This is a genomic window from Arthrobacter sp. I3 (assembly GCF_000520575.1).
Classification (GTDB): Bacteria; Actinomycetota; Actinomycetes; order Actinomycetales; family Micrococcaceae; genus Arthrobacter; species Arthrobacter humicola_A.
On the sequence record NZ_KI914916.1, the window covers coordinates 56,593 to 83,318 of the forward strand.

The 26,726-nt window shown below is 65.7% G+C and carries 27 protein-coding genes; 15 read left to right on the top strand and 12 right to left on the bottom strand.

Going from position 1 to position 26,726, the window contains the following annotated elements:
- The first annotated feature begins 123 nt into the window (after positions 1-123).
- The 4 genes from Y706_RS24345 (at position 124) to Y706_RS0108260 (ending at position 2,834) form a co-directional block, all read left to right on the top strand.
- Complete coding sequence (locus Y706_RS24345; RefSeq protein ID WP_043435468.1) at positions 124-432, top strand: hypothetical protein; 309 nt, start codon at positions 124-126, stop codon at positions 430-432.
- 72 nt (positions 433-504) lie between these two features.
- Complete coding sequence (locus Y706_RS0108250; protein WP_028276226.1) at positions 505-1,020, top strand: hypothetical protein; 516 nt, start codon at positions 505-507, stop codon at positions 1,018-1,020.
- 128 nt (positions 1,021-1,148) lie between these two features.
- Entirely contained in the window at positions 1,149-2,420 is a 1,272-nt protein-coding gene (locus tag Y706_RS0108255) for an MFS transporter (protein ID WP_173403065.1), read from the top strand.
- A 96-nt stretch (positions 2,421-2,516) separates the two neighbouring features.
- Positions 2,517-2,834, top strand: coding sequence for a hypothetical protein (locus Y706_RS0108260; protein WP_028276228.1), 318 nt, complete (start codon positions 2,517-2,519; stop codon positions 2,832-2,834).
- A 51-nt stretch (positions 2,835-2,885) separates the two neighbouring features.
- Here the strand turns inward: Y706_RS0108260 and Y706_RS24350 are convergent, their stop codons facing one another.
- Entirely contained in the window at positions 2,886-4,589 is a 1,704-nt protein-coding gene (locus Y706_RS24350; RefSeq protein WP_043435471.1) for an alkaline phosphatase D family protein, read from the bottom strand.
- A 71-nt stretch (positions 4,590-4,660) separates the two neighbouring features.
- Positions 4,661-5,440, bottom strand: a complete 780-nt coding sequence (locus tag Y706_RS0108270; RefSeq protein ID WP_028276229.1) for a potassium channel family protein — start codon at positions 5,438-5,440, stop codon at positions 4,661-4,663.
- A gap of 198 nt (positions 5,441-5,638) precedes the next feature.
- On the opposite strand from Y706_RS0108270, the gene Y706_RS0108275 reads away from it, so the two are divergent.
- The 3 genes from Y706_RS0108275 (at position 5,639) to Y706_RS0108285 (ending at position 9,736) form a co-directional block, all read left to right on the top strand.
- Positions 5,639-6,490 (top strand): MIP/aquaporin family protein, encoded by an 852-nt coding sequence (locus Y706_RS0108275; protein ID WP_028276230.1) that lies wholly within the window; start codon positions 5,639-5,641, stop codon positions 6,488-6,490.
- A 36-nt stretch (positions 6,491-6,526) separates the two neighbouring features.
- Entirely contained in the window at positions 6,527-8,428 is a 1,902-nt protein-coding gene (locus Y706_RS0108280) for a primary-amine oxidase (protein WP_028276231.1), read from the top strand.
- A gap of 96 nt (positions 8,429-8,524) precedes the next feature.
- The gene (locus Y706_RS0108285) at positions 8,525-9,736 is read left to right on the top strand and encodes an alanine racemase (protein WP_028276232.1); all 1,212 of its coding nucleotides are present in this window, start codon (positions 8,525-8,527) and stop codon (positions 9,734-9,736) included.
- Between the two features lie 3 nt (positions 9,737-9,739).
- On the opposite strand, the gene Y706_RS0108290 is transcribed toward Y706_RS0108285, so the two are convergent.
- From Y706_RS0108290 to pxpA, 6 genes are all read right to left on the bottom strand, one after another.
- Positions 9,740-10,024, bottom strand: a complete 285-nt coding sequence (locus Y706_RS0108290) for a hypothetical protein (protein ID WP_043435473.1) — start codon at positions 10,022-10,024, stop codon at positions 9,740-9,742.
- A 191-nt stretch (positions 10,025-10,215) separates the two neighbouring features.
- On the bottom strand, positions 10,216-11,202 hold the full coding sequence (locus tag Y706_RS0108295; RefSeq protein ID WP_028276234.1) for a 5-oxoprolinase subunit C family protein: 987 nt from the start codon (positions 11,200-11,202) through the stop codon (positions 10,216-10,218).
- Entirely contained in the window at positions 11,192-12,097 is a 906-nt protein-coding gene (locus Y706_RS0108300; protein WP_028276235.1) for a 5-oxoprolinase subunit B family protein, read from the bottom strand. The genes Y706_RS0108295 and Y706_RS0108300 overlap by 11 nt, the downstream gene beginning before the upstream one ends.
- Complete coding sequence (locus tag Y706_RS0108305; protein ID WP_028276236.1) at positions 12,094-13,446, bottom strand: acetyl-CoA carboxylase biotin carboxylase subunit; 1,353 nt, start codon at positions 13,444-13,446, stop codon at positions 12,094-12,096. The genes Y706_RS0108300 and Y706_RS0108305 overlap by 4 nt, the downstream gene beginning before the upstream one ends.
- Before the next feature lie 2 nt (positions 13,447-13,448).
- On the bottom strand, positions 13,449-13,688 hold the full coding sequence (locus tag Y706_RS0108310) for an acetyl-CoA carboxylase (RefSeq protein WP_028276237.1): 240 nt from the start codon (positions 13,686-13,688) through the stop codon (positions 13,449-13,451).
- A 36-nt stretch (positions 13,689-13,724) separates the two neighbouring features.
- Positions 13,725-14,492 (bottom strand): 5-oxoprolinase subunit PxpA, encoded by a 768-nt coding sequence (gene pxpA / locus Y706_RS0108315; protein WP_043435476.1) that lies wholly within the window; start codon positions 14,490-14,492, stop codon positions 13,725-13,727.
- 119 nt (positions 14,493-14,611) lie between these two features.
- Between pxpA and Y706_RS0108320 the strand changes: the two genes are divergently transcribed.
- On the top strand, positions 14,612-16,057 hold the full coding sequence (locus tag Y706_RS0108320; protein WP_028276239.1) for a PucR family transcriptional regulator: 1,446 nt from the start codon (positions 14,612-14,614) through the stop codon (positions 16,055-16,057).
- 213 nt (positions 16,058-16,270) lie between these two features.
- Here Y706_RS0108320 and Y706_RS0108325 read toward each other — a convergent pair whose 3' ends face one another.
- Positions 16,271-17,311, bottom strand: coding sequence for a LacI family DNA-binding transcriptional regulator (locus tag Y706_RS0108325; protein ID WP_028276240.1), 1,041 nt, complete (start codon positions 17,309-17,311; stop codon positions 16,271-16,273).
- Positions 17,312-17,598: 287 nt separating this feature from the next.
- Between Y706_RS0108325 and Y706_RS0108330 the strand changes: the two genes are divergently transcribed.
- The 6 genes from Y706_RS0108330 (at position 17,599) to Y706_RS28685 (ending at position 22,918) form a co-directional block, all read left to right on the top strand.
- Positions 17,599-18,618 (top strand): asparaginase, encoded by a 1,020-nt coding sequence (locus Y706_RS0108330; RefSeq protein ID WP_028276241.1) that lies wholly within the window; start codon positions 17,599-17,601, stop codon positions 18,616-18,618.
- A gap of 82 nt (positions 18,619-18,700) precedes the next feature.
- The gene (locus Y706_RS0108335; RefSeq protein ID WP_028276242.1) at positions 18,701-19,588 is read left to right on the top strand and encodes a polysaccharide deacetylase family protein; all 888 of its coding nucleotides are present in this window, start codon (positions 18,701-18,703) and stop codon (positions 19,586-19,588) included.
- A complete protein-coding gene (locus Y706_RS0108340; RefSeq protein ID WP_028276243.1) occupies positions 19,588-20,976 on the top strand; it encodes an MFS transporter in 1,389 nt (462 codons plus the stop codon). The genes Y706_RS0108335 and Y706_RS0108340 overlap by 1 nt, the downstream gene beginning before the upstream one ends.
- On the top strand, positions 20,966-21,733 hold the full coding sequence (locus tag Y706_RS0108345) for an SDR family NAD(P)-dependent oxidoreductase (protein ID WP_028276244.1): 768 nt from the start codon (positions 20,966-20,968) through the stop codon (positions 21,731-21,733). Before Y706_RS0108340 ends, Y706_RS0108345 begins: the two co-directional genes overlap by 11 nt.
- A 20-nt stretch (positions 21,734-21,753) precedes the next feature.
- Complete coding sequence (locus Y706_RS0108350; RefSeq protein WP_028276245.1) at positions 21,754-22,476, top strand: SDR family NAD(P)-dependent oxidoreductase; 723 nt, start codon at positions 21,754-21,756, stop codon at positions 22,474-22,476.
- Positions 22,477-22,618: 142 nt separating this feature from the next.
- On the top strand, positions 22,619-22,918 hold the full coding sequence (locus tag Y706_RS28685) for a hypothetical protein (RefSeq protein ID WP_028276246.1): 300 nt from the start codon (positions 22,619-22,621) through the stop codon (positions 22,916-22,918).
- Between the two features lie 132 nt (positions 22,919-23,050).
- On the opposite strand, the gene Y706_RS0108360 is transcribed toward Y706_RS28685, so the two are convergent.
- Together Y706_RS0108360 and Y706_RS24355 are read right to left on the bottom strand one after the other, a co-directional pair.
- Positions 23,051-23,737, bottom strand: coding sequence for an FMN-binding negative transcriptional regulator (locus Y706_RS0108360; protein WP_028276247.1), 687 nt, complete (start codon positions 23,735-23,737; stop codon positions 23,051-23,053).
- 68 nt (positions 23,738-23,805) lie between these two features.
- Positions 23,806-24,837 carry a DMT family transporter gene (locus tag Y706_RS24355; protein ID WP_084476002.1) on the bottom strand — a complete coding sequence of 344 codons (1,032 nt, stop codon included), beginning with the start codon at positions 24,835-24,837 and terminating at the stop codon, positions 23,806-23,808.
- Here Y706_RS24355 and Y706_RS0108370 point away from each other — a divergent pair.
- Positions 24,836-26,251, top strand: a complete 1,416-nt coding sequence (locus Y706_RS0108370) for an aminotransferase-like domain-containing protein (RefSeq protein WP_028276248.1) — start codon at positions 24,836-24,838, stop codon at positions 26,249-26,251. The two genes, Y706_RS24355 and Y706_RS0108370, sit on opposite strands and share 2 nt — an antisense overlap.
- Positions 26,252-26,288: 37 nt before the next feature.
- On the opposite strand, the gene Y706_RS27445 is transcribed toward Y706_RS0108370, so the two are convergent.
- Positions 26,289-26,726 (bottom strand): AAA family ATPase (locus Y706_RS27445; RefSeq protein ID WP_156945099.1); only part of this gene is annotated, 438 nt, incomplete at its 5' end.

Here is a 26,726-nt window from a genome sequence, read left to right on the forward strand (position 1 = left end):
GTGCGTTCGCTTCGGAACGCCCCGGAGCCAATAGTGTCCCTGCCCTGCTCTGGCGCACACCGGCGCAGGGGGGCCAGAATGGGGTCGTGCTCACCCCTGATCGAACCCAGAGGAAGGACTTTCATGACGCTCTATCAGCCTGAACCGGTCGAAATTTCAACGCGGATGCGGCCGGGGGAGTGGACCGAGGAAAGCCTGGAGATGCTGGTCGCGTCATACCGCGAGCAGCTCTCGCGCATGGGGGCGGCCGCCTCCGAGATCGACGTCGTGATCGACCGCGACGACGGAGGCGGGGTCAGCGTGGTGGCGTCCTGGCTTAAGCCTGACGTCGCGCAGGAAATGACGGAGGTGACGGACGACACCGGACTCGTGGCGATGGACCCCGACGCCGGGTCAGTGCGGCCGGCGCGCGACGACCCCGCGCCCCGATAGTATGTCGGGGCCCGCTTGCGCTCCGGCAGGATGGCGTTCCCGAAGCAACCCTTCGATCAGAGTGGAGCTTTCATGGCACCGCAGATTTCCAGCAAAATCGATAAGAAGCTGTTTGGGCTCTACCTCTCGGACCACCTCGCGGGGGCTACGGCGGGGCAGGGCCGCATCGAGCGAATGGCACGCGACTTCACGGACACCCCCTTCCGCTCCGAACTTGAATCGCTCGCCACCCAGATCCGGGAGGAGCGGGAGTACCTGAACGGACTAGTGGGGGATTTAGGCCTGCCACGGCGAACTCCCCGGAAGGCTGCGGCGTGGGTCGCGGAGCGTGCCGGCCGGCTCAAGCTCAACGGGCGGGTGGTGCGCCGCTCGCCGCTGACACTGGTGCTGGAGTCTGAGGTCATGCGCTCAGCGGTGATGGGGAAGCTGGGGCTGTGGCAGACGCTGCAGGACCTCTCCGGGGACCTGGGACTGGACGGTTCCAGGTTTGACCGCCTGGCTACCACGGCACGCGACCAGATAGCTACCCTGGACCGGGTCCATGAGTACGGCCGCCGGCGGTCGTTTTACACGAACCAGGGCAGCTGAGCAGACCGGGCATCGTCGGCTCGACCGGTCGCGTCCTGCCCTGCGCCTGATGGGCACTGGCGCGCGCCGGCAGCGGAGACGAGAATGGGCTCGTGCTCCCCCCTCGCCCCGGCGGGGACGGCGACGCGATGAACGCCGCCGCCCGAAAGATTCAGCGCATCTATCTGACGTTGACGCTGGGCAATACCCTTGCGGCCTCGTTCATCTGGGGGATCAACACCCTCTTCCTGCTCGACGCCGGACTCAGCAACTTCGAGGCGTTTGCCGCGAATGCCTTCTTCACGGCCGGCATGGTGCTGTTCGAGGTGCCCACCGGGGTGGTTGCCGACGGTTGGGGCCGGCGCGTCTCGTTCCTGCTCGGAACCGTGACCCTCGCCGTCTCGACCTACTTCTACTACCTGCTCTGGCAGTTCTCCGCCCCGTTCTGGTGGTGGGCGGTAGTGTCGGTCCTGCTCGGCCTGGGCTTCACCTTCTTCTCCGGAGCGGTGGAGGCCTGGCTCGTCGATGCACTGCGCTTCTCGGGGTTCGAGGGCGGGATGGAAGCGGTGCTCGGGCGGGGCCAGATGGTCGCCGGAGTCGCGATGCTCGCCGGCTCTGTTGCCGGCGGCGTGATCGCGCAGGCCACCAACCTGGGCGTGCCGTTCCTGATGCGCGTGTGCGTCCTGCTTGCCATGTTCGCGGTGGCCTTTGGGCTCATGCGCGACGTCGGGTTCACCCCCGAACGTTCGACCCATCCCCTCCAGGCGACCCGGGCTGTACTTGCCGCCTCGATCGAGAACGGCTTGAAGAATCCGCCCGTACGATACGTGATGCTGGCCGCGCCGTTCACTTTCGGCGTCGGGATCTATGTGTTTTACGCCCTGCAGCCATACCTGCTCGAGCTCTATGGGGACCCCCACGCGTATTCCGTCGCGGGCCTGGCGGCGGCCATCGTGGCCGGGGCGCAAGTGCTCGGCGGCTGGATGGCTCCCCGTGTCCGGCGCCTTGTCCGCCGACGCACCACCGTGTTGATCCTGAGCAGCGTCGTGGACATGGTGATCCTGGTGGTGCTCGGGTTCACCCACGTGTTCTGGGTGGCTCTGGTGCTGTTGGCACTCTGGGCAGTGGTGTCATCGGCGGGCATCCCGGTGCGGCAGGCGTACTTGAACGACATGATCGCCTCGAAGCAGCGCGCCACAGTGCTCAGCTTCGATTCACTCATGGGCTCAAGCGGTGGCGTGGTGGTACAGCCGCTGCTCGGCCGGGCAGCAGATGTGTACGGCTATGCGGCGTCGCTGGCGATCGGCGGCGTGATCGAATTGATCGCGGTGCCGTTCCTGATGGCGAGCCGCCGGCAACGCCACCAGGCCGATCAGTCCAACGCCCCGACCAGCACCAACACCGGAACCCAGCCGGCTTAAGAGGCCAGCCGGAATAACACTTCGGCTTCGCTTCTTACTTGGCGGGGCCTTCCGGGCCTACAGTGGGCGTGTAGAACCGTCGACAGGAGCGCCTCAGTGATTACCCTGCAGATCGAACACCAGGTCCGGGATTTTGACATGTGGCGGAGGGCTTTCGACAGCGATCCGCTGGACCGCGCCGCGTCGGGCGTGCGGTCATTCCGGATCTCGCGCCCGCTTGACCAGCAGGATTACGTGATGCTGGAGATGGACTTCGATACGCAGGCGGCGGCGGTGGACTTCCTGGGCCGGCTGCAGAACGATACGTGGAAAACGGGTGTGACGGCGCCGGCGCTGGTCGGTGAGCCATCGACCAGAATCATCGAAACGGTCTCCATCGAGAACGTGGCGGCCGCTGACCGCGACCTTCGGTAGAACGTCTGCGCCGACGCGGGGATCAGACGCGGGGATCACAAGACGCTCAGGTCATGCGTTTCGCTGTTGCCCCTGCTGTCCCTTGACGGGGTCCTGCGCGCTCCGCGGAGACACCGTGAGGCTGGCGACGCGTTCCAGCCTCGGATGCAGGTGGTCGCCGTCGTCCACCACCCCGGTCTGCCACCACAATTTCAGCCCTTCCGGTACCACTTCCAGGTAGGCCAAGTTGTTTTGGAACCAGGGCCCCCGGATGCCGGACCAGTGGAACGGCGGGTCCGGCACCTTGGCCGAGCGCGCTACCAAGGCACCTACCGGGGTGGCCAGGCCGTAGGACATGATGGCCGCGAAGGACCTCATCAGGCGGGGCAACGGGTTGCGGATGGGGGAGCAGACGGCCTGCAGGATCCGGCTGCCCGAGGCACGCCCCACCTCCGCCACATAGGAGTAGTGGACGTCCCCGGAGAGGAATGTGATTGTTTCCGGTGCCGGGCCGCGCTTACCGTCGGCGACTTCGCTGGCCATGGCCGCCAGTTCCCTGAAGCTGTTTTGGAAGGCGCCCCAGTGTTCCAGGTCCAGCGCCTGGCGCAGCTTCTCGCCGGCCCAAGCGGCACGGTTTCCCCACGCACCTTCAGAGACGGCCTCATTCCACGACTCGACGTAGTGCAGGCCCATCGGTAACAGGAAAGGCAGGGACGTCGCCACGAGCAGGTGGCGGAAGCCGCCTTGCATCCGGTCGTCCAGCCAGGCCATTTCCACCGCGTCAACCAGCGCCCGGTCGTCCGGCGTCAGGTCCCGGGCTGCGCGGGAGTCAACCACGATCAGCCGGGTGTCGCCGAAGTCGCGGCAGTAGCTCCACCGGTAGGATTTCGGGTCCCGATCAGCCCGCTCCGCGAAGCTGTCCAGCTCGGCGCCCACATCGAGCTCATCCCCGCCGGTGTGCCCGATGATCCGCTGCCACACGGCATCCTCCGCCCGTTCCTGCGGTGACAGGTTCCCCAGATGCTGGTAGACCCAGTACGAGGCCAGTCCCGCGACGATCCGCCCATGCCACCACGAGGTCGCCTCCATCTTCTTCTTCCAGCTCAGCGAGGTATTCCAGTCGTCGCGGATGTCGTGGTCATCGAAGATCATGGCGCTGGGCAGGGTGGACAGCAGCCATCGGTTCGCGGGGTCTGACCAGGCCAGAAAGTACAGGTGGGCGTATTCCTCGTAGTCCTTGAGCTCTTCGCCGGGGGGTGCCTTGATGTCGCGCCGGCCGCGGATGAACTCCTGCATCTGCTCGCTGGTCAGGTCGGCGTACACCTGGTCTCCGAGGAAGGCCAGCAGATCCGGCCACGGCAGGTCTCCGCCGGAGGCCATCTTCAGCGCATAGGCGCGCAGGGAATCGACGCCATGGGTCCGGTTGCCGGATGCATCGTGCGGGACGCTGGTCCTGCAGGAGCCGTAGGCCATCCGCAGCGGCTTGCCGGTGGCCAGTGTGGCGATCATGGACGGCGGAAACCCGGATGAGGGGTCGGGCCAGACCTGTGTTCCGTTGATATCGAGGGCGTACGGCGTCACCGTGCCGGGCTCCAGCCCGTCCAATTCCACCAGCGCGTAGTGGTGGCCGTGAACTGCGAATGTGCGGGCCTCCCAGCCCCGGCCGCCGGCACGGATGGAAACCCGGGCAGCGGTTCGGGTCTCCACCCAGACACTCGCCGACGTCTCATCCACGTACCGCACCATTGGGCCGAGCACCAGGGAAGGGGTGGTCATGAATCAGTTGTACCCGCTCCGGCCGGCTGCGGCCATGGCGTCAGGAAAGTCAAAGCGCAACGAAGGCAGCGTCAATGCCCCTGTGGCGGTTCCTTGGGTGTCCCTCCGAGGGCCGGGGTACTGGCGGAATCGCCCGGTCCCTGGGCGAGTTGGTCGTGGAGCCTGCTGATCTGGGCCACGAGGCGGGCACGTTCCTCGCTGCCGATGCCTTCGTCCGACCGCTTCCGCAGATTGGTTGCTGCCGTCACACTTTCAACGAGCCAGGAGGACACCACCGCCGTGACCATGCTCAGGACTGCAAACCCGCCGACCATCAGCGTGGCCGCAGCCCACCGGCCCGGAACGGTTACGGGGTAGTAGTCGCCATAGCCGATCGTTGTGATGGTGACAATTGCCCACCACAACGAGTCGCCCATTGAGGTGATATTCGCGTTCGGTGCGCCCTTTTCGAAATTGAAGACGCTCAGGGCGACCGTGTAGAGCAGGAGGATCGCGGAGACAATGACGTAGGCCAGGACGCGGGTCCTGATGGCGGTGCCCGGTGCCCGTTCCATGACCCGGCGCAAGGTGAACGGACGCAGGAGCCGCAACGGCCGCGCAACGGGGAGCACCACCACGAGCAGGTCCAAGGGGTGGCGGACGAACCACCGGCCCCGATGGGGCGCCAGGAGCAACTTCACAATGTAGTCGGCGCCGAAGGCGACCCACGTTGACCCCACGACGATTTCGAGAAGGTCGGCGTAGGGCTGCGGCGGTTCGGCAATGACGAGGATGGAGTAGGCCGCCAGAAAAACAAAAGCCGCACCGACGAGGGGCCACTCGGAATACTTTTGCCAGGTTTCTTGCCTCATGGCTGAATGCTAGGACTTTGTCCCGCGGATGTCCTTACGAAATTGCCACACTGTCCCTAAGCCAGCCACCAGCTGCCAGCGAGCCACCCGCGGAGCGCTGACAACTGTCGCCGTCAGCGGTACATTGGCCTTCTGAGGTGGCAGACCGAGGCTGGGCACGGCAGACCACATGGCCAGAACCTGCGGAGGCGGACAGCCATGGCGGCAAATCAGGACAAAGACGGCGCTAACCAGGACCACGCCCATCACCGAGTCATCCCCAACGTGCTGGGAACAGTAGAGCAAAGCGTCGTGCAGCGGATTGAGGATTTTAATGATCCGCGCCAGGAATGGCGGCGCCTGTTCTCTGAGTTGTACGGCACGTTCCTGCTCGTGGTCGTCGCGGCCGGCGGCGGCATGATGGGCCAGGCGTTCCCCGGTGTCATCAGCCGCACGGCGGCAGTGGTGGCTCCGGGCCTGATGGTCATGGGCATCATCTTGTTCATGGGCAAGATCTCGGGCGCGCATCTGAACCCTGCGGTCAGCATTGCGTTCGCGCTCCGCGGTGACTTCCCGTGGCGCCGGGTGCCGGGCTACATCGTCGTTCAGCTCATTGGCGCGACGCTCGCCTGTCTGCTGCTGCAGGGCGTGATCGGCGTCTCCGCCACCTACGGTTCAAACTATCCGGCGGCTGGTTATACGGCCGGCGCCGCGTTCCTGATGGAGGCACTGCTGACGATGGTGCTGGTCAGCGTCATCCTGGGAACCGCCTCCGGGGCCCAGAACGTCGGGCTGTTTGGGGCGTTCGGGGTCGGCGCGTACATTGCCTTGGCAGGCCTGTGGGGCAGCCCCATCTCCGGCACGTCGATGAATCCGGCACGAACGTTCGGGCCGGATCTCGCCAGCGGAAATTTCAGCGACTACTGGGTGTATGTCGCCGGGCCGCTGGTCGGCGCGGCCGCCGCCGTCGGTATTGCATTCATCCTGCGCGGAGCGGGCGGCGGGAGGTCGGGCTCGGGAGCCGCGCAGGGTGCCCTCTTCACCGAGGCCGCCGAGGAAGAGAAGCCGTAGCGGGCCGTGAACGTGATCTCGCAGAAGGAGGGCGCCGTGAGAAGGTCCGCACCGTCTCATCCGCTGGATCCGCTGGGCGAGGACGAGTTCCGTGCAGCTGCGTCCTTGCTCGCGAGCGCGCAGGGTGTCACGTTTCCGGCGTGGCGGCTTGCCGCAATCGAGCTGATCGAACCGGAAAAGGCTGCCGTCGTAGCCTTCGAAACCGATGCCGACGCGCCGGCTCCGGAGCGGATCGTCGGCGTGAACTGCTTCGAACGGTCCTCCAACAAGACCTACCAGGCGCGGCTATCGCTGACTCACGGGGTTGTTCTCTCCTTCACCCATATCCCTGGCGTTCAGGCGAACATGACCGTCGACGAGTGGGAAGAAGCTGACGCAGCGCTGCGCAGCCACCCGCAGGTGATCGCTGCGCTTGCCAAGCGCGGCATCACTGATCTGTCCCTGGTCTTCATGGACGTGTGGACCTATGGCCTGTCAATGATCCCGGAGGAGTACCAGGGGCGCCGGATTGGCTGGTCCGACACGTGGGTCCGTGCCCGTGCGGGCGCCAACCCCTATGCGGGGCCGGTCAACGGGTTCCACTGCGTCATTGACCTGGCTTCCATGGAACTGCTGGACATCGAGGACACTTTTGTGGTGGACCGTCCCGGGATCATGGGCGAATATGTCCCGGCGCTGATCCCGGACCGGCTCCGCGACGCAAGCACCCGCGAACCGCTCAAGCCGCTGGACATTGTCCAGCCCGAAGGCGTTTCCTTTCAGATGGACGGCAACAGGATCAGCTGGCAGAACTGGTCCATGCGCGTCGGGTTCAACTACCGCGAGGGGCTGACGCTGCACCGGGTCAGCTATCGTGACGGCGGCCGCGAACGGCCGATCGCGAACCGCTTGTCCTTCGCCGAAATGGCCGTTCCCTACCGGGATCCCAGCGATGACCACTACCGGCGCACCGCGTTCGACGTCGGCGAATGGGGTCTGGGATTCATGACGACGTCGCTGGAACTGGGCTGCGACTGCCTCGGGGAAATCCGGTATTTGGATGCGGTCATGCACAATTCTGCGGGGGAGCCCTACACCATCAGGAACGCCATCTGCATCCACGAAGAGGATGGGGCGGTGTTATGGAAGCACATCGATCACGACGGCGGCATGGAAGTGCGCCGGATACGTCGACTGGTGATTTCTTTCCATGTCACCGTGGCCAACTATGAATACCTGGTGTACTGGCGCTTCTACCAGGACGGGAACATTGAGTGCGAGGTGAGGGCCACCGGCATCATGGTGGTCAGCCATTTCGGCGAGGGCCAGCAGCATCCGAGCGGAACGCTGGTGGACAACCGGACCTACGCACCCTTCCACCAGCACTTCCTCGTGGCCCGGCTCGACCTGGACATCGACGGCACCGCAAATACCGTTTACCGTTCGGAAACCGCAATGGTCCCGATGGGTCCGGACAATCCGTACGGGCTCGCCCTGCATCAGAACAAGACCCCCATCACGACCGAGGGGCACGACGACTACTCCTGGGAAACCCAGCGGGCCTGGACGGTGGCGAACGACAACTCGGTCAACGGGCTCGGGACCCCGGTGTCGTACAAGCTGGTGCCCGGCGCAGCATTCCCGTCGTTCTTTGACCCGGCATCTCCGGTTTTCCAGCGTGCGGAGGTCATCGGGCACACGGTATGGGTGACGCCCAACGATGCCGCGGAACGCTGGCCGGCCGGCGAGTTCGTGAACCAGGGCACAGGCGGGCTGGGAATGCCCGAATGGGTGCGGCAGGGGCGGTCCGTGGAAAACACCGACGTCGTCCTTTGGTACGTCTTTGGCATTCACCACATCCCGCGGCCGGAGGAGTGGCCGGTCATGCCGGTGGACACTGTCGCGTTCTGGCTTAAGCCGGCCGGCTTCTTCGACCGGAACCCGGCGCTGGACGTTTAGGCGGCCCGGGCCAGGGCGTGCCGCCAGAGGCACGTCACTGAAGTAGATTTGTCGGAGTCGAGGCAGCATTTTGGGACCAAAGAACAGGGGATACGTGTGAGCAGGCTGGGCGAAAGATCGGACGGAACCGATGCGGACTTCGCGGCAACGCGCCTCACGGCGCCGGCGTATCCGCAACTGCGGCTCAACAGCGCTGCCCTCGAGAACAACATCCGGGTCATGGCGGCGTGGTGCCGGGATCGGGGCGTGGAACTCGCACCGCACGTCAAGACAACGATGTCGGCACCGATCATCGAGCGGCAGTTGACGGCCGGCGCCGTCGGCGTCACCGTCGCCACCGTGGATCAAGTCGCCTCGGCACTGCGCTGGGGTCATCAGCGCGTCCTCGTCGCCAACGAGATCGTCGACAGGTCCGGACTAACGCGTGTCCGTGCCTGGCTGGAGGAAGATCCCGCCCGGGAAATCCGCTGCTTCGTCGATTCTGCAGCAGGGGTGAAGGTGGCGTCCGGGATCTTCGACGGCGCGGCGGCCGACCTGGAGGTGCTGATCGACGTCGGAACCCCCGGCGGGCGCACCGGCATCCGCAGCCTGCCCGAGGGTCTGCGCCTGGCCGGGCTGGTCCGTGCCACGCCCGGACTGAGGCTGGTGGGTGTTGCCGGGTATGAAGGCGTCGTGCCCAACAGCCGCGCTGAGGATACGGTCACTGCGGTTGACCGGCACTGCCGGCTGGTGCGGGACGTCTATCTGGAAGCGGCGGAGTTCTTTGAAACCGCCACCCCCATCTACTCCATGGGTGGCTCGGCGTTCCCGGACCGCGTGGTTGAGTTCCTTCCCGACCGCGGCCAGGTGCCCGGAACGCGAATTCTTCTCCGATCGGGCTGCTACGTCACCCACGACCACGGCACCTATGCCGCCGTCAGCCCCGTTCCGGGACTGATTCCGGCGCTCTCCGTTCGCGCGATCGTCCTGTCCACGCCCGAAGCCGGGTTGGCCGTCGTCGGCGCCGGCAAACGGGACCTTCCCTACGACGCCGGACTGCCCAGCGTCCTCTCGGTCCGGACCGCGGACGGAGCCCTGAAGCCCGCCGCAACCGCAGCGGTGCGCAATCTCTTCGACCATCATGCGGTGCTCACCGGGGTGTCCGGAGTGGATGTCACCGACACGGTGGATTTCGGGATTTCCCATCCTTGCTCCGCATTTGACCGCTGGCCCGACTACGTCCTCACCGACGCCGACGGGCAGGACACGGACGTGTGGCAGACCGACTTCCGCCGGTCGTCCCTGGCCCCTGGCTACGCCCCGTCCTGACGCTCAATCCTTGAGCTGCCTGGTCAGCACTTCGAATTCCTCCACGCCCAGGATCTGCATGTGCTGCTCCGCACTGGTTTCGGTGCGGATCCTGGCTGCGGCCTCCTGGCTGCCGGCGAGGGCCTGCTCGTCAACCCACAGCGTGATTGACAGTGATTTGCTGTCCTTCCCCAGCAGGTAGTAGATGCCCAGGCATCCCGGCAGCTGGAGCACCCGGTTGACGGTGTCCTCCGACGGTTCCCCGGAGCTGTCCGGTCCGGGCTGATAAGTGCTGACGCGAGCGAACATGTGCATCCTCCTAGATCCAGGTTCGACGGTTGGAGCGCCTGCCGCCCCAACCGTTAAACCGGGAGCTGGATCCTTGCGATGTCGCGCCCAAGTGGCGGGCGGCCTGGTCTCCTCCCACCAGTAAGGACCCGCGGGCGCAGAAGCACAAGGCTCCTGTGCCGGTCTATCCGCCCTAGTCCGCCGGCCGCTACTCAGCCGCTGGCGCCGATGGCCGCACGGGCGTTCCTCTTGAGCTCGGCGAGTTCCTTGCGCGCCACAAGGGCCTCGTCCAGGCTGATTGCCACGAACCTGGTGGATGTGCCGGGGGCGGCTCGGGCCACCAGGTCCATGTCGGCGCTGATGACCGTGCCCACCATGGCGTAACCCCCGCCGGAGACGGCATCGCGGTGCAGGATGATCGGTTGGGTGCCGCCGGGAATCTGGATGGACCCGACAGCGTATCCGGCATCAACAATGTTGGACGGGTCGGAACCGGCGCCGAATGGCTGTTCCCGCTCTTTCCACTGCACTCCGGGACCCGAGTACCGTAATCCCATCCGGTCCGCCACCGGAGTCACTTTCCACTCGGCGTTGAGCAGGTTGTACAGTCCCTCGTCGGTGAGGCGGTGGTCATAGAGGCCCAGGACGATCCTGACCGTCTGCTCCTTGGAGAAGGCGGGACGGAATTCTTCCGGAACTGTATCGGCGTCGGGCACCGCTCCGCCGTCCAGCGGGCTACCGACTGGAACCTGGTCGCCGGCCTCCAGCTTGCGGCCGTGGAATCCGCCGATTGCGCCCAGACTGTAGGTGGACCGGCTGCCGAGCACGGAGGGGACATCGATGCCGCCCCGGACCGCGATGTAATACCGCGTGCCGCCCTGGATGACCCCGAAGCTGAGTTCGTCGCCAGCCTTCAGCTGCAGCCGGGTCCACTGGGGCCGGGCTTCGCCGTTGACCTTGACTTCAACCGGTGCCCCGGTGACGGCGATGAGGGCATCCTGGTCGGTGGACAGCACCGGGCCCAGGTAAGTGCATTCCAGGACGGCTTCGTTGGCAGTGTTGCCCACCAGGGCATTCGCGAGTTCGGCAGAGTATTGGTCCAGGGAACCGCTCTGCGGGATGCCGACGTTGTAGTGGCCGGTGCGTCCCTGGTCCTGGACCGTGGTGGCCAGCCCGGGGTTCCTGATGTCAAACGCCATTGAGGGCCTCCATGAGTTCCTGGTTGTAGCCTGCGGGATTCGCCAGCGCCCTGGACAGATCAAATGTCACGGGCACCTGCCGGTAGCGGAACGTTCCGGCGGAGATCTCAGACTGGATGGTGTTGTATTCGGCCTCGGTGACGGGCTTGAACTTCACGATGTCGCCCGGCTTGAAGAACACCATGAAGTCCTTGAAATCGGCCAGGGACTGGGCCGGATCGAAGATGGGGGCGGCAGCGACCCCGAACATCTGGTAGCCGCCGGCACCCCGCACGGAGTAAATGCAGCCGAAGCAGCCGCCGTGGCCCACGGTCAGTTTGGGGGTGTCGGTGCGGGGACTCAAATACTTGGGCACTTCGAGTTGTTTCTCCCGCTCCACCAGTTGGAAGAGGAACGGCAGGCCGGCGACGAAGCCAACCATGGAGACAAGCCACGGTTGCTCATGGTGGCGCTGGATGAATTCGGCGGCATCCTTGAGGTTGTTGACCTTGGCTGCGTAGTCAATGTCGGTACCGCCGGGCTCCTGATGGAATCCTTCGCGGAATCGCTCCGCCACTTCCGCCGTGAACGGGTCTTCGTACCAGACCGGGACCTCGACGATCCGGGTTTCCAGCGAATGGTCGTGATGGTGCGCAAGATCCCCTTCAATGGTCCGGACGGTCTCTTCCAGGGTCGACGGCGGCAGGACATCGGGATCGAACCTCACCAGCAGCGAGGCGTTGGCGGGACAGACGTCCACGATGCCGGGCAGCTGCATGGCCGAAAGTTTCGCTGCTATCGACATCACCCTGAAGTTGGCCGCCAGGCTCATGGACTCCGCGACCTCAACGAACAGGAATTCGTCTCCGCCCCAGGTGTAGCGGGCCTCCAACACGGCGGGTTCCTGGCTGCTCATTGTGCCTCCATCAGATCGGGGACGGTTTCAAGGAATTTCGAGTGGTGGGTGACGGCCGCAAATTCGGGCCGGCTCAGCAGCTTCTTGTGCACCGGGATGGTGGTTTTGACGCCTTCGATGCGGGTCTCATCCAGGGCCGTCAGCATCGCCTCAATGGCCGCTTCGCGCGTGTCCGCATGCACAATCAGCTTGGCCATCAGGGAGTCGTAGTACGGAGTGACCGTGGAACCGTTCTCCACCCCCGTGTCCACCCTGACGCCTGCGCCGGCGGGCCAGTCCATGGCCGTGATGAGGCCAGGGCTGGGGAAGAAGTGGTGATCGGGGTCCTCCGCATTGACGCGGCATTCGATGGCGTGGCCATTGAATGCGATGTCGTCCTGGCGGAGGGACATCGCCCCGGTGAAAGCGATCTGCAGCTGTTCGCGGATCAGATCGACGCCCGTGATTTGCTCGGTGATCGGGTGCTCAACCTGGATACGGGTGTTCATTTCGATGAACGCCGCTTCATGGTTGACCGGGTCATAGAGGAATTCGACCGTTCCGGCGCCGCTGTAGCCGCACTCGCGGGCGAGTTCCACGGAGGAATCCCGGATCCTCTGGCGGACGTGGTCCGGGAGGTCCGGCGCCGGTGCTTCTTCAATGACCTTCTGGGAGCGCCGTTGCATGGAGCAGTCGCGGTCGCCGAGATGGATGAAGTTTGTTCCATCGCCGAGGACCTGTACCTCCACGTGACGGGCATGCTGCACAAAGCGTTCCAGGTAAACGGTGGGATCGCCGAAGACAGCAGCCGCTTCGCCGCGGGTCTGCTCAATGGATTCCAGAAGCTTGCCTTCGCTGTGCACAAAGCGGATGCCCCGGCCGCCGCCGCCGGCGGAGGCCTTGATCACGAGCGGGTAGCCGATGCCGCGGGCGATTTCCACGGCGTCGGCCGCTGGATCGAGGGGGCCGTCCGAGCCACGGAGCACGGGGACGCCAGCTTTCCGGGCCGATTCCCTCGCCAAGGACTTATTGCCCATCATCGCGATGGCGTCCGCACGCGGCCCCACCCAGATCAGGCCCGCATCAGCGACCTTCCGGGCGAAGGCCGCATTCTCGGAGAGGAACCCGTAGCCCGGATGGACGGCATCGCAGCCGTTGTCCACGGCAGCGGCGACGATGGCGTCCTGGTTCAGGTAGCTGGCGGTGGCAGGCGCCGGACCCACCACGACGACGTGGTCAGCGGACCGGGCAGCCAAGGACTCGACGTCGGCTTCGCTGGCAACCACGAATGTTTCGATGCCCATTTCACGGGCGGTCCGGGCGATGCGCACGGCGATCTCGCCGCGGTTGGCGATGAGCAGTTTCTTCATGGCTATCCTTCCCGGACGACGACGATGGCGTCGCCTGGGTTGACCATGTCGCCCTCGTTGACCTCAAACGACTCCAGGGTGCCGGCCACATCGGACTGGATTTCGGTGAACTGCTTCATGATTTCGATAATGCCGAGGGTCTGTCCGACCTCGATGGCGTCGCCTTCGTTGGCGAAAGGCGGCTTGCCGGGGCCGGGCTTGCGGTAGAAGACGCCGGGGAGCGGGGAAACGATGGTTGCCACGGGATGCTCTCTTTCAGATGGTTTGGATAGATCGGTTCAGCCAAGGACCGCACGCACTGCTGTGGCCACTGCGACAGAATTGGGTGCGTCGGAGTGGACGCAGATGCTTTGGAACTGGATGTCCAGTTCGGTGCCGTCAACAGCGAGGACTGGCTTGCCCGCCAGCGCCCTGCTGACACGCTCGGCCGCGGCGTCGGGATCGGTGGGCGCCGGGCGGCGCTGGATCAGCAGCTCACCGCCCGGGCCGTAGTTGAGGTCAACATAGAGTTCGGGCACGAAGTCCACCCCCATGGCCCGGCACACGCTTTCGTGGGCGGTCCCCGCGAGCCCGAAAAACGGAACGCCGAACTGCAAAGCTGTGCCGGCTGCGGCCTGCATTAGTTCCTCGTCGCCGGCCAGCATGCCGTAGAGGGCGCCGTGCGGCTTGATGTGGTTCAATTTCAGCCCGTGCTTTGCGAGGAACGCTGTCAGGGCCCCGGTCTGGTACAGGATGATCGACTCCACCTCCGCCGGGGTGAGCACCATTCGGCGGCGTCCAAAACCCACAAAGTCCGGCAGGCCGGGGTGCGCTCCGACTGCCACGCCGTGCTCTGCAGCCAACGCCACGGTCCGTTCCATGACGTCGGGATCGCCGGCATGATACCCACAGGCCACGTTGGCGACGTCGATGATGCGCATGAGTTCTTCGTCATTGCCGAACTCGTGAAGGCCGAGGCCTTCGCCCATATCGGAGTTCAAGAGCACCCGCCCTGAAGTGTGGGGAGAGGCCTCGGGAGAGGTGTCGGGGGTCACATTGGTTTGCATGGATGCAACGCTACTCAGCAATTCACGCGCCCGATATTGTGCAGGTCGCTGAATCTGCAGGCATGAATTATGGTTATTGCACTGCGTGGCGGGGAGTCCTGCCATAGTTGGAGGGTTCCGTGCGAATTTCAGACTTAGCCGACGACGCCGATCTCAACATCCGACTCCGGGTTGCGGGCGGCGAGGGCCGCCTGGACCGGCCCATCACCTGGTGCGCCCCCACCGAACACATGGACCCCACGCCCTTCCTCAGCGTTAACGCGTTGGTGCTGACCAACGGCATGGGCCTGAACGTCAAGGACTTCCGGATCTGGGACGCCTACGTGGAACGGCTGGTTTCCGTCCCCGTCTCCGGACTGGCGTTCGGCTTGGGCGCGGCGCACAGCGAGCTGCCGGCCGGCCTGCTCCGTGCCTGCGAGGTGCACGGCCTGCCATTGTTGGAGCTCCCGCCGCATGTACCATTTGTGCTGGTCATGCGGCACGTGGAGCGGGTTATTGCCTCCGAACGCTATGAGGAACTGCGGAAGGGCTGGGAACTGGCGGACCAATGCACCCGGTTGGCGGCCGACGGACATTCCTTGGCGGAGGTGCTGGCGAGGGTGGCGGACGCCATTAAGGCGAGGGTGGCCGTGATCGACCAGAATGCCTTCGAACTCGTCTCGGCGGGCGCGGCTCACGGAGGAACCGCGCGGACCGCGCTGCGCCTGCCCAGCGGCGAATCCGAGCAGTTCAGGCTTGCCATCGAGGGGATCGGGAGCAACATTGTGCTGCAGCCCATCCTGGGCCCCGTGGCCGCCGTCATCGCTATGCAGCTTAGCTATACCCTCGGGTCCCATTCGCCCCTGCATTCCCGGGAAGCCGCACGCTTCATGGAAGCCCTATATGAGGACCGCGGCGAGCCGTCCGTGCCGCTGCGCCGCTACGCCCTCGAATCCGGGTTCGATCCTGACGCCGACTGGGGTGCGGTGCTCATCGGCACCTCAGAAGAGGTGGCCCCCGCAAAGTTGCGCGCCATCGCATGGCGCGCCCGGGTGGGACTGCAGGCCGGGTTCGGCACGGTGAGGTTCATGGAAGAAGCAGGGCTCACGACTCTCTTGCTGCAGCAGGGGCACGCGCAGGCCGACCTGCTGGATGCCGCCCGGGCGTTCTTTACGGACGTCCCGGAACTATCCGTTATTGTCTCGGAATCCGCGGGCCTCAGTGAACTGCCGCTCGCGCTTCAGCTTGCCCGCCGTCACCTGGGACAGCCCGGCGTGCACCAGGCGCCAACGGCCGATCTCGCCGGCATTGTGCAGGGATTGCCCAGCCCGGGGCTGGTGGCAATGTGCCAGCGGCTGCTGGCTCCCTTGGCCTCCGACGGCGGCAGTTCGCTGCGGGAGACCTTCGACGCATACCTGCGCCACAGCGGGAACTCCGCGAAGATCTGCGACGAGCTCTTTATTCATCGGAATACGCTCAGCTACCGGCTGCGGAAAATCGAGGAGCTGCTGAAACTGGATCTGTCCGATGGCGAAGTCCGCGCCACGTGCATGCTCGCTCTCGGGATTGTTGCGTCCGCCCGCTAAGGCGAATGTGCAGCTTGCACGAAAAGCAGTCTCAATCTTGGGAGTAATGCCAATATGACACTGTGAGGCGGATCACTAATCTCAACTCATGGGCTCCTCAGCTCATGGGTTTGGAGCCCCACGGTTGGGCTATTGATTGGCGGACGGCGCGGGCCCGTATGGCCTCCCGCTTCCACCCACTGATTCGACTGACTGGAGGATTCTCTTGCAGTGTCACACCGGGGTCCTGAAGGCGCTGCTTTCCCGCACGCACAGTACCGGCTTCAGTCTGATGGATTCGACCTCCCGGCCGTCCAGGACGCCCTTGAGGAGCTGTACCGCAGTCCGCCCGATATCCAGCATGGGCGAGCGGACTGAAGAGAGCGGGATGGGCAGTTCCGCGGCCAGCGAGGTGTCATTGAAGCCAACCACCGCCACGTCGCGGCCGACGCTGAGGCCATGGGAACGCAGGGCTCCCATGGCGCCGATGGCCGCGAAGTCGTTGACGGCGAACAGTGCAGTCGGGTGGGAGTTGCCGTGAGCCAGGATGGTCTCGGCCGCTTCCCGTCCTCCGCCGGTATCGAATCGGGACCACACAACGGCGTTGACGGGAATCTTCCCGCCCAGCGCACGCCAGCGGTCCACGAAACCGGCCGTCCGGTCGACGGCCGTGCTGGCATAGGGCTCGCCGGCGATCACGGCGACGTCCCGGTGCCCCTTGCCCCACAGGTGGTCGGCCACAAGCTCGCCGCCAAGGACGTCGTCGCAGGTGGCCGACGGGAAGCCCGGGACGCGCCGGTTCATGAGCACGAACGGCACCTTCCGGGAGGCAAGCTCCCGCAACAGGCCGCTATCCAGGTGTGCATCGCCGATGATCAGCCCGTCCACGCGTCGGGCCAGCATGGACTCCGTCTTGCGGCGCTGTTCCTCGGGCTCATCGCGCGAGTTCATAACAAACGTGGAATAGCCGAGCTCCGCCGCGGCTTCGTCGACGCCCTCGTACATAATCGCCAGAACGAGGTCCGAAAGCCGGGGAACTATCACGCCCATGAGATGCGTGCGCCGCGTCCGCAGGCCGGCGGCCTGCGGGTCGGGGGAGTAGCCGCGCTTCCGCGCGAGCTCGCGAACGCGTTCGGCGGTAGCTACGGAGGCTGCCCCGCGCGCCACCTCGGAGCCCGAGTGCAGGATCCTGGATACGGTCGAGGGGTGGATGCCGAGCTCGCTCGCGAGATCCTTCAGCGTGATGGTGCGGCCACCGGCCGTGCTCTCTTCCATTCAGTCCCCTGCCTCAGCTCAAAAGGTCGTCATCACCAAGAGTGCCTGATAATGCCCGGATCTCTGGTCCGGGCACTCTTGACGTGTCCCACCTCACATTCTATAGTCAATCAAACGGCGTACCCAATCGATTGGGTAGACGGAATCCCGGGAGCCGGCGGCGAAGTATTTACCCCCCTGAAACTTCCGGGAGCATCTGCAGGAAACATGGCAGGGATAACTTTTAGCCAACAACCCAATCGATTGGGTAAGTGCGCGGAAACAGTTGCAGAACAAACGGAGTGGACATGACCGTCACAGATTCAGTTGGCCCCCACGTGGTCCTGCTGGCCACGGGAGGAACGATTTCTTCCCGTGCGTCCGAGGCCGGCGGAGCCGCGGTGGCATCCGACACAGGGGAGCAGGTGTTTGCCGGCATGGGAGTGCCAGCGGCCCATCCGGTCCGCGTGGTCGACGTTTTCCGGAAAGGCTCGTACCTGCTGACAGTCGACGACATGATCGCCATCTGCGCCACGATCCGGGAAGTATTGGCCGATCCGCAGGTTCTGGGCGTCGTGGTCACCCACGGGACGGACACGATGGAGGAAACGGCCTATCTCGTTGACCTCACCCACGATGATCCCCGCCCGGTGGTATTCACCGGAGCGCAGCAGGCTGCCGACGCCGACTCCCCTGACGGTCCTGGCAATCTGTCCCGCGCGATCGCCGTCGCCGGTTCTCCGCGGGCGCGGGGAACCGGTGTGCTGCTGGCGTTTGCCGGGACCATCTTCCCTGCGGCCGGCGTCCGCAAGCGCCACACGACCAGCCTCGACGCCTTCGCCAACCCGGACTTCGGAACCGTGGGATCGGTGTCCGACTCTGGCGAGGTCGAAATCCAGGCGGTACGGCCCGGCCCTTCCCCGTTGCCCCTGCCGGGCGCGGACGCCGGTTCGCCGCGCGTGGACCTCGTGGCTGCCTACCCCGGAGCAGACGCCACCCTCCTGCGGGCCGCTCGGCAGGCCGGGGCGGCAGGGATCGTGCTCCAGGGGACGGGAACTGGCAACGCAAACCGCGTGCTATGCCAGGAAGTCGCCGACGCCACCGCGGCCGGCGTCGTCGTGGTGACGAGCACCCGCGTGGATGCCGGCGCCGTAGTGCCCCGCTACGGCGACGGCGGCGGCGAGGATCTGCGCGCTGCCGGTGCCATCCCCGCCGGGCTGCTCAAGCCATCCCAATCGCTGGTCCTGCTGAGCCTTCTGCTCAGGCTCGGCACTCCCGCCGCCGGGATCGCGGACGCCTTCGCCCGGAGGGGCACGCTCGCTGACTAGTTCCCGCCCAACATCCGAACCTCACCAACAAACCTCAACAAAGTGCCAAACCTCAACAAATAGCCAGTGAAAGGTTGATCTCATGACTAAGGACATCCAAGTCGCGTTCGGCGTCGACGTGGACGCAGTTGCCGGAATGCTCGGCTCGTACGGGGGCGAGGACTCGCCCTGCGATATCTCCCGAGGCTTGTTCAGCGGCGAGGTCGGCGGCCCGCGGCTCATCCGGCTCTTCGAGAAATACAGCCTGCCCGCCACCTGGTTCGTGCCGGGCCACTCAATCGAGACCTTCCCGGACCTGACCCGGATGATCGTCGACGCCGGGCATGAAATCGGCGTGCACGGGTACTCGCATGAAAACCCCATCGCCATGACCCGCGAGCAGGAGACCGCCATCCTGGACCGCTCGATCGAACTCATCGAGAAGGTCTCCGGCCGACGGCCCACGGGCTACGTTGCTCCCTGGTGGGAATTTTCCCCGGTCACCAACGAGATCCTGCTCGAACGCGGGATCAAATACGACCACTCCCTGATGCACAAGGATTTCGAACCCTACTACGTCCGGGTCGGCGACAGCTGGAAGAAGATCGACTACACGAAGGCCGCCGAAACCTGGATGGAGCCGCTGGTCAGGGGCACCGAAACCGATCTCGTCGAGATCCCGGCCAACTGGTACCTGGACGACCTGCCTCCCATGATGTTCATCAAGGCGGCCCCGAACTCTCACGGATTCGTCAGCCCCCGGGACGTCGAACAAATGTGGCGGGACCAGTTCGACTGGGTTTACCGGGAAATGGACCAGGCCGTCTTCACCATGACCATCCACCCGGACGTCTCCGGCCGGCCCCAGGTCCTGCTCATGCTCGAGCGCCTCATCGAACACATCAACTCCCACGAAGGCGTCAGCTGGCTCACGTTCGACCAGATCGCGGACTCCTTCCTCGCCCGCAGCCCCCGAAAGGAAAACCAGTAATGACCATCCAGCAGCCCGCCGTCGATCTGACGCAACCCGCACCGGACGAAAAACGCCGCTTCCCGGTATTCTCCAAGCACCACACAACCGTCGCCACCGTCCTGGCGCTTTGTGCCTGGACCGTTGCCGTGTTCGACTTCGGACTTTTCGGCACCCTCCTGCCGGCCATGCAGGAGGAATTCGGATGGACCGCGACCGAAGCCTACGCAATTAACACCTGGATCGCAGTCGGCACCGCGATCGTTTGCTTCGGCATCGGCCCGGTCATTGACCGGCTCGGCCGCCGCAAGGGCATGATGACTACTATCGGCGGGACCGCCATCGTCTCCGGCCTGACGGCCCTGATTCCGACCGGGATCCCGTTCCTCAGCAACGGCCTGCTGGTGCTGGTCCGTTCCTTCGGCGGGCTCGGGTTCTCGGAGCAGGCCGTCAACGCGACCTACATGAACGAGGTCTACCAGGTCACAGAAGTCGCGGACAAGCGCAAGCGCCCCGGCTTCCACTACTCCTTCATCCAGGGTGGCTGGCCGCTGGGCTTCCTGCTTGCCAGCGCCCTCGCCCTCGTCTTCCTTCCGTCCCTTGGCTGGCGCGCCCTGTACCTGATGGCGACCGTTCCGGCAGTGATCATCGTGTGGCTCATTTCCAAGAAGCTCAAGGAAACGCCGCAGTTCGAACTGCACCACAAGCTGACCCAACTTGAGAAGCACGGCAAGCCCGAGGAAGCCCACGCTCTGGCCCATGCATTCGGCGTTGAGCACTCCTCCGCAGCCCCGCTCAAGCGCATCTGGGAGCCGCACCTGCGCCGGAATACGATCGTCTTGTCGCTGGCCTGGATCTTCAACTTCTTCGGCATCCTGATTTTCAGCATTCTCGGCAGTTCTGTCCTGAAGAACGCCAAGGGTGTGGAACTTTCTGACGCCTTCTGGATGCTGATCGTCATCAACGGGCTGGCGTACTTCGGCTATGTCTTCCATGGGTGGCTCGGTGACAAGATCGGCCGCAAGCGGACCATCATCGGCGGCTGGATTATCTCCGGCATTTCATTCACCATCATGCTCAGCCCCCTCGCCGAGAGCCCCTTCATGATCATCTTGACCTACGGTGCCGGACTGTTCTTCCTGGTAGGACCGTACGCCGCTATCCAGTACTTCATGGCCGAGTGCTACCCCGTCAGCTGCCGTGCCACCGGCACAGCCTTCATTGGTGCAATGAGCCAGCCTGGCACCATTCTTGGCGGGTTTCTGTTCACGGCAGCAGCCGCCAGTGCAGGAACCGGCGCTGCAGCCCTGTGGGTCGGCGCGGCCGGAACGCTGTTCTCGGGCCTCCTGATGATCGCCGCGAAGCCGCCGGCCGAAGCCCTTCTTGAGGATCACCCCCATGACGCCTGAGAAGAGGGTGGCCGTGATCACAGGAGCGGCCAGCGGCATTGGACGGGCCCTCGCGGTCCACTACGCCCAGCGGGGCGTGTATTCCGTGATTGGGACCTTTCCTGGTGACCCGTACGACCCGGAGGAAACCCTTCGGATGGTGAAGGACGCCGGCGGCCAGGGGGTCATCCACGAAGTGGACGTCCGCAGTACCCCGTCTGTCGATGCCTTCGCCGACCGCGCCGTCCAGGAATACGGCCGCCTGGACTACGCTGTGGCCAACGCCGGAATCCTGCGCAACTCACCGCTGGAGGAAATGACCGACGAGCGCTGGCACGACATGCTCGACGTCGACCTCACCGGCGTGTTGCGGACCCTGCGCGCCGGGTCCGCGAAGATGACCAACGGCGGAGCGATGGTTGCCGTATCCTCCATTGCCGGCGGCGTCTACGGCTGGGAGGAACATGCCCACTACGCAGCCGCCAAGGCCGGCGTGCTCGGCCTGATCCGCAGTGTGGCCGCCGAGTTGGGGCCGCGCGGCATCCGCGCCAACGCCGTAATCCCCGGACTGATCGAAACTCCCCAGTCCCTGGATCCGGTGAACTCTCTGGGCCCCGAGGGCCTGCAGCGCGCCGGTTTGGAAATCCCCTGGGGCCGGGTCGGACGTCCCCAGGAGGTTGCCAGCGTGATCGGCTTCCTGACCTCCGATGACGCTGTCTACGTCACGGGCCAGTCCCTGATTGTTGACGGCGGCCTCACCATCAAGATGCGTGCCTGAAAGGCCCTGGAAGGACAAGAATGAACAACCCTGACGCCTCCCGGAACACGGAGGGCCGCGCCGTTGTGGTCACCGGCGGAGCCAGCGGCATCGGCAAGGCCATCGCCGAGGCCTTCACCGCCAACGGCGACAGAGTCGCCGTCCTGGACCGGTCGGGCGCGGCGGGAAGCATCGCCGTCGACGTCTCAGACGAGGCGAGCGTGAAGGCGGCCTTTGCTGCCGCACGCTCCCGGCTCGGAAGCATCGACATTCTCGTGAACAGCGCCGGCCTGCTGACGGAATCGCCGTTGGAAGACATGACGCTTGCCATGTGGAACGAGACGATTGCCGTGGACCTGACCGGTGTCTTCCTCTGCTGCCGGGAGGTGGTGGGGGAGATGCGGCAGCAGAAGTGGGGCCGGATTATCAACATCGCCTCCCAGCTGGCCATCAAGGGCGGCACCGGGCTCAGCCACTACAGCGCCGCCAAAGCCGGAGTCGTGGGGCTGACCAAGGCCCTGGCCCTGGAAACGGCCGCCGACAACGTGCTGGTCAACAACATTGCCCCGGGCCCCATCGAGACGCCCCTGGTTGACGGCATCTCGGAGGAATGGAAAGCGGCGAAGCGTGCCGGGTTGCCGCTGCTGCGCTTCGGGCTGGCGGACGAGGTGGCGCCAACGGCGCTGCTTTTGGCCAGCGATCCCGGCGGCAACTTGTACGTGGGGCAGACACTCGGACCCAATTCCGGCGACGTCATGCCCTAGGAGGGAGACCTATATGTGCGGTGCCTGTGGACGAAATGTGGTGAACGATCCTGTCCTGGGTTCGATCAGAACGCTGCGGCAGCACCTGATTGTCGCCCAAACGATTAATGGTGCCAGCCAATCCTGGCCAGGAGCCCCGAAAGTGGCCGCGACCAGCGGCGGCTGGCTGGTCTCGGGGCCGACGGGAGCCACGGTGGCCGTATCAACCGTGCAGGCGCTGTGGTCGGCTGTCCTGCTGGGCAGGCCGGGGCTGCAGCGGCAGGACCTGCGTGCCGCCGGGGACCTGGGAGCGGGTGAACTCGGAGCCGGTGAACTGGGAGCCGGTGAACTGGGCACGGGGGCGCTGGGCGCCGGGGAACCGGACCCGGGGGAGTTGGCGCGCCGGGTGATGAACCTCGGCCACGAGATGGCACAGGATTCCGCTACGGAAACGGACACGTGACACGCCACAGGTCAGGCGCTACGGGGATCCCCGTAGCGCCTGACCTTTTCCGCGGCGCCCGGCCCGAATTCGTCGCGAAAACCTAGCGAAACGGCCGGGCCGGGCCCAGGTGCCGGGGTCAGCCTTCAGCCATCAGGATGCAGGCGTAGCCGGGGGCGCGGCCGGGGAGTCGGAGTGCGGGCAGCGAATCTGCTCGCGGCCCTGTCGCGCGTTCTCGACGTCCGCGGCGCTTTCCAGGTCACCGCTGGCCCGCAGCCCGGCCACCACACCGTCAACATCGGCGCGGGGCCGGTTCTGGCTGAGTTTGTGCTTCGCCTCAATCCTCGTGATGAGAAGCTCGACGCCGACGATCGCGCGCAGCTGGCCGGCAATGTAGCGCTCCGGGGCATCCTCGACAGTCCAGGGCTGCTCGGAGCCGGCCTCGTTGTGGTTGCTCAGCCGCCTCACATGGCTGGCGAGCCAGGCGGGATCGTCGTGGATGACCAGGGTGCCGTACACGTGGGCCGTGGAGTAGTTCCACGTTGGAACCACGCGTCCGTGCTCCGCCTTGGACGCGTACCACCGCGGCGAGATGTAGGCGTCCGCGCCCTGGATAATGGCGAGCGATTCGCCGAGGGCGGGTTCAGACCATTGTGGGTTGTTGCGGGCCAGATGCGCGTGCAGGGCACCGTGCTCACCGGCCGAGGGGTCGAAGACGAAGGGCAGCAGCGTGGCAAGCATGCCCTTCGCGGTGGCGGTGACCAGGTTGGCCGCGGACGGGCGCGTCAGCAGATGCCGGACTGCATCGGGGCCGGCGGCGAAATGTGCGGGGATGTACACGGAACTTCCATTCGGATTGCGGGTCGGTCTGGGGCTGGGCGGCTTCGGGGGCGGGGCAGGTGATCAGATCAGCCGAATTGTTTCACTGTCACGGTGTCCTTCGCGTTGTCCTTCGCGTTGTCCTTTGCGTTGTTCCTCGGGCTGTCCTGGGGGCTGTCCAGCACGTCCGCATCGCTTCCCGCCGCACGTGGCCGGGAGCGGACGGCCAGGCCGGCGCAGAGGATGACCGCCGTGCCGCCGATGATGGTCGCCCAGGTCAAGTCTTCGCCCAGTATGAGCCCGGCCCAGCAGATGCTCAAGACCGGCTGGACGAGTTGGATCTGGCTGACCTGCGCCATGGGTCCGATGGCCAGGCCGCGGTACCAGGCGAAGAAGCCGAAAAACATGCTCACGACGCCCAGGTATGCGAAGGCCGCCCACTGCACGGGAGTAGCGGAGGGAGGCTGGCTGGCCATAGAAAAGGCCGCGATGCCGGCCATAAGCGGCGAGGACAGAACGAGGGCCCAGGAGACGGTCTGCCACGAGCCGAGTTCGCGGGCCAGCAGGCCGCCTTCGGCGTAGCCGATTGCCGCCGAGAGCACGGCGCCGAACAGCAGCAGGTCGGCCAATTGCAGTTGCCCGATGCCGCCGGACTGCGCAGAGGCGAAACCAATCGCCGCCACTGCGCCCGCGCCGGTGATCATCCAGAAAGACCTGGGCGGCCGTTCGTGGCCGCGGATCGCCGCCATCGTTGCGGTCGCCGCGGGGAGTAGCGCAATAACAACCGCGCCGTGGCTGGCGGGAACCGAGGTGAGGGCGAAGGAGGTCAGCAGCGGGAATCCGACCACCACGCCGCCGGCGACCACCGCAATACGCGCCCACTGGGCGCCCCGGGGCAGGCGCTGCCGGGTCAAAGTGAGGGCGAACGCGGCGAGAACGGTCGCAACAACAGCCCGGCCCGATCCGATAAACAACGGAGACAACCCCGTAACCGCCACCCGTGTGAACGGCAGAGTGAAGGAAAATGCGGCGACGCCGACGAACCCCCACCACAGTCCGGCTGCCGGCCGGGACGATAACGGTTGTTTGATTTTCTGAGTAGCGCTACTATTGTCTTTCATGTCTTACGATAGCACCACGCGGATGGCGGCGCGGCTCCGGGAATGGATTGCTGCCGCCGCGCCGGGCGCCCGGCTGCCTTCCACACGTTCCCTGGTCGCCGAGTACCAGGCCAGCCCCGTGACCGTGCAAAAGGTGCTGCGGACCCTCTCCGCGCAGGGCCTGATCGAGAGCCGCCCCGGCGTCGGGACGTTCGTGCGGGCCGTTCGAACAGCGCGGCCCGCGGACTATGGCTGGCAGACGACGGCGCTGGGATCGCCCCGGGCGCCGCTCCGCCCCGTCTCCACTGCGATGCGCAGCGCCCCAAACGACGTCATCGCCTTCCATTCAGGCTATCCGGACCGGGAACTGCTGCCCGAGCGGCTGGTCAGGGCAGCCCTGACCCGGGCTGCCCGGGGTGAGGCGGCCCTGTCACGTCCGCCTGCCGCGGGCCTGCCCGACCTGCAATCCTGGTTCGCGCACGAGCTCCGGGCTGCCACTGGGGCCGGCGTTGCCCCGCCAACGCCGCGCGACGTGATCGTACTCCCGGGGAGCCAGGGCGGGCTCAGTTCCGTGTTCCGGGCGCTGGTCGGCAGCGGGCAGCCGCTGCTGGTGGAATCCCCGACATACTGGGGGGCGCTCCAGGCCGCGGCGCAGTCCGGTGTCCGGGTTGTTCCGGTACCCAGCGGTCCCGAAGGCCCGGACCCCGAGGACCTGGCCCGCGCCTTTGACGAGACCGGCGCGCGGCTGTTCTACGCGCAGCCGAACTATGCGAATCCCACCGGGGCGCAATGGCCCGCCCGCCTGCGCGAGCAGGTGCTCGACGTGGTGCGCGAACACGGTGCATTCCTGGTGGAGGATGACTGGGCCCATGACTTCGGCATCACCACGGATTCCGTGCCCGTCGCCAGCCTCGACGATTCCGGCCATGTCGTTTATCTCCGTTCGCTGACCAAGAGCGTGTCCCCGGCCATACGCATTGCCGCGGTGATCGCGCGCGGCCCGGCACGTGATCGCATCCTGGCCGACCGGGGCGCCGAGTCCATGTATGTCAGCGGCGTTCTCCAGGCGGCTGCCCTCGACGTCGTAACGCAGCCGGGATGGCAGACGCACCTGCGCGGACTGCGGCTGCAGCTCCAGTCCCGCCGTGATCTCATGCTCAGCAGCCTGCGGGAACTTGCCCCGCTGGCCCACGTGGAGCACGTGCCCACGGGCGGGCTCAACCTCTGGGCCCGCCTTCCCGACGGGACCGACGTCGACCAGTTCGTCGGGGACTGCGAGGCCGCGGGGGTCATCATCGCGGCCGGTACCGAGTGGTTCCCGGCCGAACCGGCCGGACCGTTCATCCGGCTGAACTTCGCCGGACCCAATCCGGGCGCTTTCCGGGAAGGCGCGCGGATCCTCGGCCAGGTGCTCGAACGCACCGCCGGGCGGTAGTCGGCCGCCGCCGCGCTACGCCGGCGTGAGTAGCGCCTCAGGTGCCGCGAGCGTCACGAGGCCCTGCACGGAGCGGGCGAGCCCGGCGTTGAGCGTCACAAACAGGGGAGTGTGTGGACATGATGACTTGCGAGGAACCTTCGGCGAGGAGATCTTTCAAGACCGCGAGGAGGCTGAGGCATCCCGCGAAGGACAGCGCTGATTCCGGTTCATCGAGCACCCACAATCCGCGTCCCCGGAAACAATCCACTGCCAGTTCCAGGAACGATTCGCCGTGTGACATGTCGTGGAACGAGATGTCCGTACCCACGGTGCTCGGGTTCTTCTCGAGATAGGTGAAGAAGCCGTGCATGGTTTCCGCGCGCAGGAAATAGCCGCGTCTTGTGGCGCCGGCGTTGCGGACAAGCTGCAGGTGATCGGCAAGTATGGACTCCGTGGATCGGGTGCTGTGGCGGGCCCCGGCAGATCCGCCTTC

Bases quoted from the DNA above. Each gene is read 5' to 3' on its own strand.
- Y706_RS24345 (WP_043435468.1), top strand. From the start codon at position 124: ATGACGCTCTATCAGCCTGAACCGGTCGAAATTTCAACGCGGATGCGG.
- Y706_RS0108250 (WP_028276226.1), top strand. From the start codon at position 505: ATGGCACCGCAGATTTCCAGCAAAATCGATAAGAAGCTGTTTGGGCTC.
- Y706_RS0108255 (WP_173403065.1), top strand. From the start codon at position 1,149: ATGAACGCCGCCGCCCGAAAGATTCAGCGCATCTATCTGACGTTGACG.
- Y706_RS24350 (WP_043435471.1), bottom strand. From the start codon at position 4,589: ATGACCACCCCTTCCCTGGTGCTCGGCCCAATGGTGCGGTACGTGGAT.
- Y706_RS0108270 (WP_028276229.1), bottom strand. From the start codon at position 5,440: ATGAGGCAAGAAACCTGGCAAAAGTATTCCGAGTGGCCCCTCGTCGGT.
- Y706_RS0108275 (WP_028276230.1), top strand. From the start codon at position 5,639: ATGGCGGCAAATCAGGACAAAGACGGCGCTAACCAGGACCACGCCCAT.
- Y706_RS0108290 (WP_043435473.1), bottom strand. From the start codon at position 10,024: ATGTTCGCTCGCGTCAGCACTTATCAGCCCGGACCGGACAGCTCCGGG.
- Y706_RS0108295 (WP_028276234.1), bottom strand. From the start codon at position 11,202: ATGGCGTTTGACATCAGGAACCCCGGGCTGGCCACCACGGTCCAGGAC.
- Y706_RS0108300 (WP_028276235.1), bottom strand. From the start codon at position 12,097: ATGAGCAGCCAGGAACCCGCCGTGTTGGAGGCCCGCTACACCTGGGGC.
- Y706_RS0108305 (WP_028276236.1), bottom strand. From the start codon at position 13,446: ATGAAGAAACTGCTCATCGCCAACCGCGGCGAGATCGCCGTGCGCATC.
- pxpA (WP_043435476.1), bottom strand. From the start codon at position 14,492: ATGCAAACCAATGTGACCCCCGACACCTCTCCCGAGGCCTCTCCCCAC.
- Y706_RS0108325 (WP_028276240.1), bottom strand. From the start codon at position 17,311: ATGGAAGAGAGCACGGCCGGTGGCCGCACCATCACGCTGAAGGATCTC.
- Y706_RS0108330 (WP_028276241.1), top strand. From the start codon at position 17,599: ATGACCGTCACAGATTCAGTTGGCCCCCACGTGGTCCTGCTGGCCACG.
- Y706_RS0108335 (WP_028276242.1), top strand. From the start codon at position 18,701: ATGACTAAGGACATCCAAGTCGCGTTCGGCGTCGACGTGGACGCAGTT.
- Y706_RS0108340 (WP_028276243.1), top strand. From the start codon at position 19,588: ATGACCATCCAGCAGCCCGCCGTCGATCTGACGCAACCCGCACCGGAC.
- Y706_RS0108345 (WP_028276244.1), top strand. From the start codon at position 20,966: ATGACGCCTGAGAAGAGGGTGGCCGTGATCACAGGAGCGGCCAGCGGC.
- Y706_RS0108350 (WP_028276245.1), top strand. From the start codon at position 21,754: ATGAACAACCCTGACGCCTCCCGGAACACGGAGGGCCGCGCCGTTGTG.
- Y706_RS0108370 (WP_028276248.1), top strand. From the start codon at position 24,836: ATGTCTTACGATAGCACCACGCGGATGGCGGCGCGGCTCCGGGAATGG.
- Y706_RS24355 (WP_084476002.1), bottom strand. From the start codon at position 24,837: ATGAAAGACAATAGTAGCGCTACTCAGAAAATCAAACAACCGTTATCG.